The organism is Streptomyces sp. CLV115 (assembly GCF_038448545.1).
Taxonomy (GTDB): Bacteria; Actinomycetota; Actinomycetes; order Streptomycetales; family Streptomycetaceae; genus Streptomyces; species Streptomyces sanglieri.
This window is the reverse complement of record NZ_JBCEWQ010000277.1, coordinates 1-5,298: the sequence shown is the minus strand read 5'-3', so window position 1 is coordinate 5,298 and position 5,298 is coordinate 1. Positions and strand designations below refer to the sequence as shown.

5 protein-coding genes are annotated in these 5,298 nt (G+C 72.2%); 3 read left to right on the top strand and 2 right to left on the bottom strand.

Going from position 1 to position 5,298, the window contains the following annotated elements:
* Positions 1-107 precede the first annotated feature (107 nt).
* From thiE to AADR41_RS41015, 3 genes are all read left to right on the top strand, one after another.
* On the top strand, positions 108-761 hold the full coding sequence (gene thiE, locus AADR41_RS41025) for a thiamine phosphate synthase (protein WP_342287476.1): 654 nt from the start codon (positions 108-110) through the stop codon (positions 759-761).
* A gap of 146 nt (positions 762-907) precedes the next feature.
* Positions 908-1,825, top strand: a complete 918-nt coding sequence (gene metF, locus AADR41_RS41020; RefSeq protein ID WP_342287475.1) for a methylenetetrahydrofolate reductase [NAD(P)H] — start codon at positions 908-910, stop codon at positions 1,823-1,825.
* A 49-nt stretch (positions 1,826-1,874) separates the two neighbouring features.
* Entirely contained in the window at positions 1,875-2,810 is a 936-nt protein-coding gene (locus tag AADR41_RS41015; protein WP_342287473.1) for a hypothetical protein, read from the top strand.
* Between the two features lie 46 nt (positions 2,811-2,856).
* On the opposite strand, the gene AADR41_RS41010 is transcribed toward AADR41_RS41015, so the two are convergent.
* Entirely contained in the window at positions 2,857-4,374 is a 1,518-nt protein-coding gene (locus AADR41_RS41010) for a phytoene desaturase family protein (protein WP_342287471.1), read from the bottom strand.
* Between the two features lie 30 nt (positions 4,375-4,404).
* Positions 4,405-5,022, bottom strand: coding sequence for a DUF4126 domain-containing protein (locus tag AADR41_RS41005; protein ID WP_342287470.1), 618 nt, complete (start codon positions 5,020-5,022; stop codon positions 4,405-4,407).
* Positions 5,023-5,298 lie beyond the last annotated feature (276 nt).

The following is a 5,298-nucleotide window of genomic DNA, read 5'->3' as shown; positions in this document are numbered from 1 at the left end:
CCCCCGCCCAGGCACTGAGCGAGAATCGCGGCACGGAGGTGAAGCGCCGCGCCCGCACCGACCGGTGACAACCGCTCCACCACGCTCTCCCAGGGGGGAACCGCACCATGTCCACGCCTCGCGCGCTGCTGTCCGACGCCCGGCTCTATCTGTGCACGGACGCCCGCAGGCGCCAGGGCGACCTCCCCGAGTTCCTCGACGCCGTCCTCGCCGCCGGGGTGGACGTCGTCCAGCTCCGGGACAAGGGCATGGAGGCGGCCGAGGAGCTCGACCACCTGGCCGTCCTCGCCGAGGCGTGCCGGCGCCACGGCAAGCTCCTCGCGGTGAACGACCGGGCCGACGTCGCCCACGCCATCGGCACCGATGTGCTGCACCTCGGCCAGGGCGACCTGCCGGTGCCCGCCGCCCGCGCCGTCGTCGGCCGGGACGTGGTGATCGGCCGCTCCACACATGCCCGCTCCGAGGTCGACGCGGCCGTCGCCCAGCCCGGCGTGGACTACTTCTGCACCGGCCCCTGCTGGCCCACCCCGACCAAGCCCGGCCGGCACGCCCCGGGCCTGGAGCTGGTGCGGTACGCCGCCTCGCTCGACCAGCCGCGTCCCTGGTTCGCCATCGGCGGGATCGACGCGGGCAATCTCGACGAGGTGCTGGACGCCGGGGCCCGCCGGGTGGTCGTCGTCCGGGCGATCACCGAGGCCGCCGATCCGGCCGCCGCCACCGCCGGCCTGGCCAGGAGGATCCGGGAGCGCGCCGCGGGGTGATCCGGCCCGACCGGCCGGAAGCGGTCTCCGGCGGCCGGGAGGCGATATCCGGCCGACTGTCCGAGGGATGGACAAACAACCAGTCAATTCGGGCAATTCACGCTGGTCCGGTCCATCGGCCGTCGCGCTCTGGTTAACCTGCCGGTATGGCCCTTGGCACACCATCCACCAGGACAGATCACGCACGCACGGTGCGTGAGTTCCTCGCGACCGGCAAGACCTCGTACTCGTTCGAGTTCTGGGCGCCCAAGACCGAGAAGGGCGAGCGGAACCTCTGGAACGCGCTGCGCCGGGTCGAGGCGGTGCGGCCGAGCTTCGTCTCCGTGACCTACGGGGCCGGTGGTTCCACCCGGGCCGGGACGGTCAAGGCCACCGAGCAGATCGCGGCCGATTCCACCCTCACCCCGGTCGCCCACCTCACGGCGGTCAACCACTCCGTCGCCGAGCTGCGCAACATGGTCGGGCAGTACGCGGACGCCGGGATCCGCAACATCCTCGCCGTGCGCGGAGACCCGCCGGGCGACCCGATGGGCGAGTGGATCGAGCACCCGCACGGCGTGCGGTACGCGGCCGATCTCGTCCGGCTCATCAAGGAATCCGGTGATTTCTGCGTCGGCGTCGCGGCATTTCCCGAGATGCACCCGCGATCGACCGACTGGGACACCGACATCCGGCATTTCGTGGACAAGTGCCGCGCCGGTGCCGACTATGCGATCACCCAGATGTTCTTCAATCCGGAGGACTATCTGCGTATGCGTGACCGGGTGGTCGCTGCGGGTTGCGAAACTCCGATCATTCCCGAAGTCATGCCGCTGACCAGCGTCAAACAGCTGGACAGATTTGCGCAGCTCAGCAACGCGTCTTTCCCCTCGTCCCTGAAAGAACGCATCCTCGCCGCCAAGGACGATCCCGCCGCTGTACGCTCCATTGGCATCGACTTCGCAACGCAGTTCTGCGCGAGGCTGCGATCCGAGGGTGTTCCCGGACTGCACTTCATCACGCTCAACAACTCGACGGCGACGCTCGAAATCTACGAAAATCTCGGACTGCACAAGCAGTCGTGACCGGCCGTACCCGCCGCGACCCGGGGGGTGGCCGTAGGAGGGGGCGGGCATGGGCTGGACAGTCCTCTACATCGCGTTCGGAATCGTCGCGCTGTGGCTGCTCGGCGAGGTGCTCCTGCAGTACAAGGCGCGCCTGAGATGGCGTCTGCTCGCCTTCGCCGGCTTCGGCATCGTGGTCGTCGGCGTGCTGATGCCGTCGGTGTTCGTCATCGTCCTCGGCACGATCGCCTTCGCGACCGGCCAGACGTACGTCACGCTCTCCTTCCGGCGCGGGTTCTCCACCGGCTGGGCCATAGGGGGCAACCCCGGTGAGAGCCGTCGTCGTCGCGGCGGCGGCGAGCGGGAGGGCCGCGGGCCCACCCTCCAGGTGTCGGACCTGGAGATGGCGCACGACGAGAACGCCCCGCAGCCCGCCGCCCCCGGGGCTCCGGCCGCGGCGGTCTACGAACCCGAGCCGATGCCGGACGACACCGGGCAGTACGGCGTCTACTCCGACCACCACCGGTCCCGGCAGGAGCAGGACCCCCAGGAGCAGCCCCAGCCCCAGTACGCCGCCTACGAGCCGTACGCCGACCCCGCCCCGTACGGTTCCCCGGGCCAGGACGCCTACGCCGGGCACGACGCCTACGCCGGTCAGGACCCGCTCGCCGGGCAGTACGACTACGGGACCGACCGGCAGCAGTACGCCGCCTACTCCGACCCGTACATCGGGACCGGCACCACCGGCGGCGCCCCGCAGTACGACGCGTACGACAGCTACGGCAACGGCTACGACAGCTTCGGCGGCCGGCAGGAGTACCCCGACGCCGACCCGTACGCCCAGCAGTACGCCCCCGACACCCCGCCGGGCGGCGTCTGGGTGCCGCAGCAGCGCGAGGGCGAGCAGTACCCGGCCGCACCGCCGGAGCCGCCCGCACAGCCGGCCCCCTACCCGAACGGCTACAACAACGGCAACGGCTACGACGAGCAGCAGTACCGCTACTGACGACGGACGGCTTCCCGGATCACCGGGAGCCTGCGAGCCGCGGAGGTCACTGCGAGCCGCGGAAGCCGTCGCCCTCCACGATCAGCCCGGCGACCAGGGCTCCGGACATGCCCGCGTGCGCGAGCCCGCCGCCCGGGTGCGACCAGCCGCCCGCGGCGTAGAGCCCCGGCAGCCGGGTGCGATTGCCCGGACGCAGATACGCGCCGCCCGCCCCGGCCAGCGCGGGCGCGGGCACCGAACCGCCCTCGGCGCCGGTCTCGGCGGCCGTCTCGGCCGGCGTCCGCACCTCGGCGCGGAGCAGCCGCTCCCGTATCCCGGGCACGACCGCGGCCGCCGTCTCGATCAGCGAATCGGCACACCGCTCGCGCACCGCCGGGTCCGTCCAGTCCACCGTGCCGTGCGGGGCGACCGTCGCTGTCAGGGTCACCGCCTCGTGGCCGTCGTCGGGACGGGTCGACGGGTCGTCGGGGCGCAGCACCGTCACGGTGGGATGCTCGGCGAGCCGTCCGCCGAACACCGCCTCGCGCTCCGCCGCACCGTCGGCCGGGTGCACCACCGTCCGGTGCACGGTGTCCGAGGGCCGGGCGCCGCGCAACGAGAGCAGAACCATGAACCGGCCCGGCACCGATCCGTGCCCGGAGCCCGGCCGCCCCGCCGCGTCGTCGTCCTGCCACAGCTCCTGACCCGGCACCAGCCCCGGCCACGGCCGGGCTCCCAGCACCACATGACCGGCCTCCGCGACCGCCCCGTCCGCCAGCTCGACGCCGGCCGCCCGGCCGTCCTTCTCGACGACCCGGGCCACCTCGGTGCCGAAGACGAACTCGACCTTCCGGGCCAGGCACCGCTCGTACACCGCCTGCGCCAGGGCCCGTGTCCCACCGGAGACGTACCAGCTGCCGAACGTCTCCTCCATGTACGGCAGCAGGGCGGCCGCCGCCGGTGCGTGCTGCGGGTCGAGCCCGTACGACAGGGCGTACCCGTCGAGGAGCGCGGCCAGCCGGGGGTCCGCCAGCTCCCACGCGCCGATCTCCGCGACCGTGCCCGCCTGCCGGGCGGAGCGCAGCAGCCGGCGCTGCCGGAGCGCCGGATACGGATCGCGGCCGAGCACCTGACGGTCGGCGCGCAGCGGCTCCTCCAGGAGCGGGCGACGGGACCGGTCCCAGGCGTCGCGGGCCCGGTCCAGGAACCCGCCCCAGACCGCGCCCGCACCGCCGCCGAGCGTGCCGTCGAGCGCGGAGACGACCCCGGCCCGCGAGGCGTTCGGCAGCGAGACCGCCGTGCCGTCGGCGAACAGGTGGCGGCTCGCCGGATCGACCTGCGTCATCGTGACGCACCGCTCCAGCGGCTCCTTGCCGGTCTTCACGAACAAGTCGCGGTAGACGGCGGGCAGATGGAGCAGCGCCGGGCCGGTGTCGAAGACGAAGCCCTCATGGGCGTACCGGCCCACCGAACCGCCGAAGGTCTCCGACCGCTCGTACACCGTCACCCGGTGGCCTGCCACGGAGAGCCGGGCGGCCGCCGCCATCGCGCCCATCCCGGCGCCGATCACCGCAATACGTGCCATGTCAGTGACCTTAACGGCCGCCACCGACAGTCATCCCGGCGGCTGGTGCGCACCCGCTCCGGCCAGGCGTTTCTCCTCGCGCCGCTGGGCCCTGCGGCGCAGGAACCGGCGGATTCTGGAGGCCAGGAAGGCCACTATGACGATGCCCAGCAGCAACAGCGTCCCCGCGATGACCGCGGCCGCCACCGGATGGAATATCGCGAACGTGACGATCCCGGCGACGCCCAGGTCCTCGGCGATGCTCACCGCGACATTGCTGAACGGCTCGGGGGAGGAGTTCACCGCCATCCTGGTGCCCGCCTTCACCAGATGGCTCATCAGCGCCGTGGACCCGCCGATCGCCGCCGCCGCGAGTTCCGGCAGCGAACCGCTCTCACCGGCCAGCAGCGCGGCCACGACGGCACCGGCGAGCGGCCTGACGACGGTGTGCACCGAGTCCCAGACCGTGTCCACGTACGGGATCTTGTCCGCCACCACCTCGCACAGGAAGAGCACGCCGGCCACCACGAGGACATCGGTGCGTTGCAGCGATGCGGGCACCTCGTCGCTCAGACCGGTCACGCCGAAGACGCCGAGCAGCAGGACCACCGCGTAGGAGTTGATCCCGCTCGCCCAGCCGCTTGTGAATACCAGAGGAAGTACGGACACGGACGCGATCGTAACCAGATGGCGCAACGCCGGGGAGGGGTTCGGTGCGCAGGCCTGAGTATCCGTACCTAGGTGACGAGATGAGTAGGTGTGCGGATGGGCTCCCACCTGCGCGGACGGGAGAGTGGAGCGCACGGAGAGGGGCGCGGCTCCCGCACCGCCGACACGGGGCGGCGGAACGGTCGCGGCGCTCCCTCCGGCACGAGGGAAAACGGGGGAAACGGGGTAAATCGGGGGAAGCGCGGGGGAGTTCGACGGAGAGCCCGGGGCCACGGG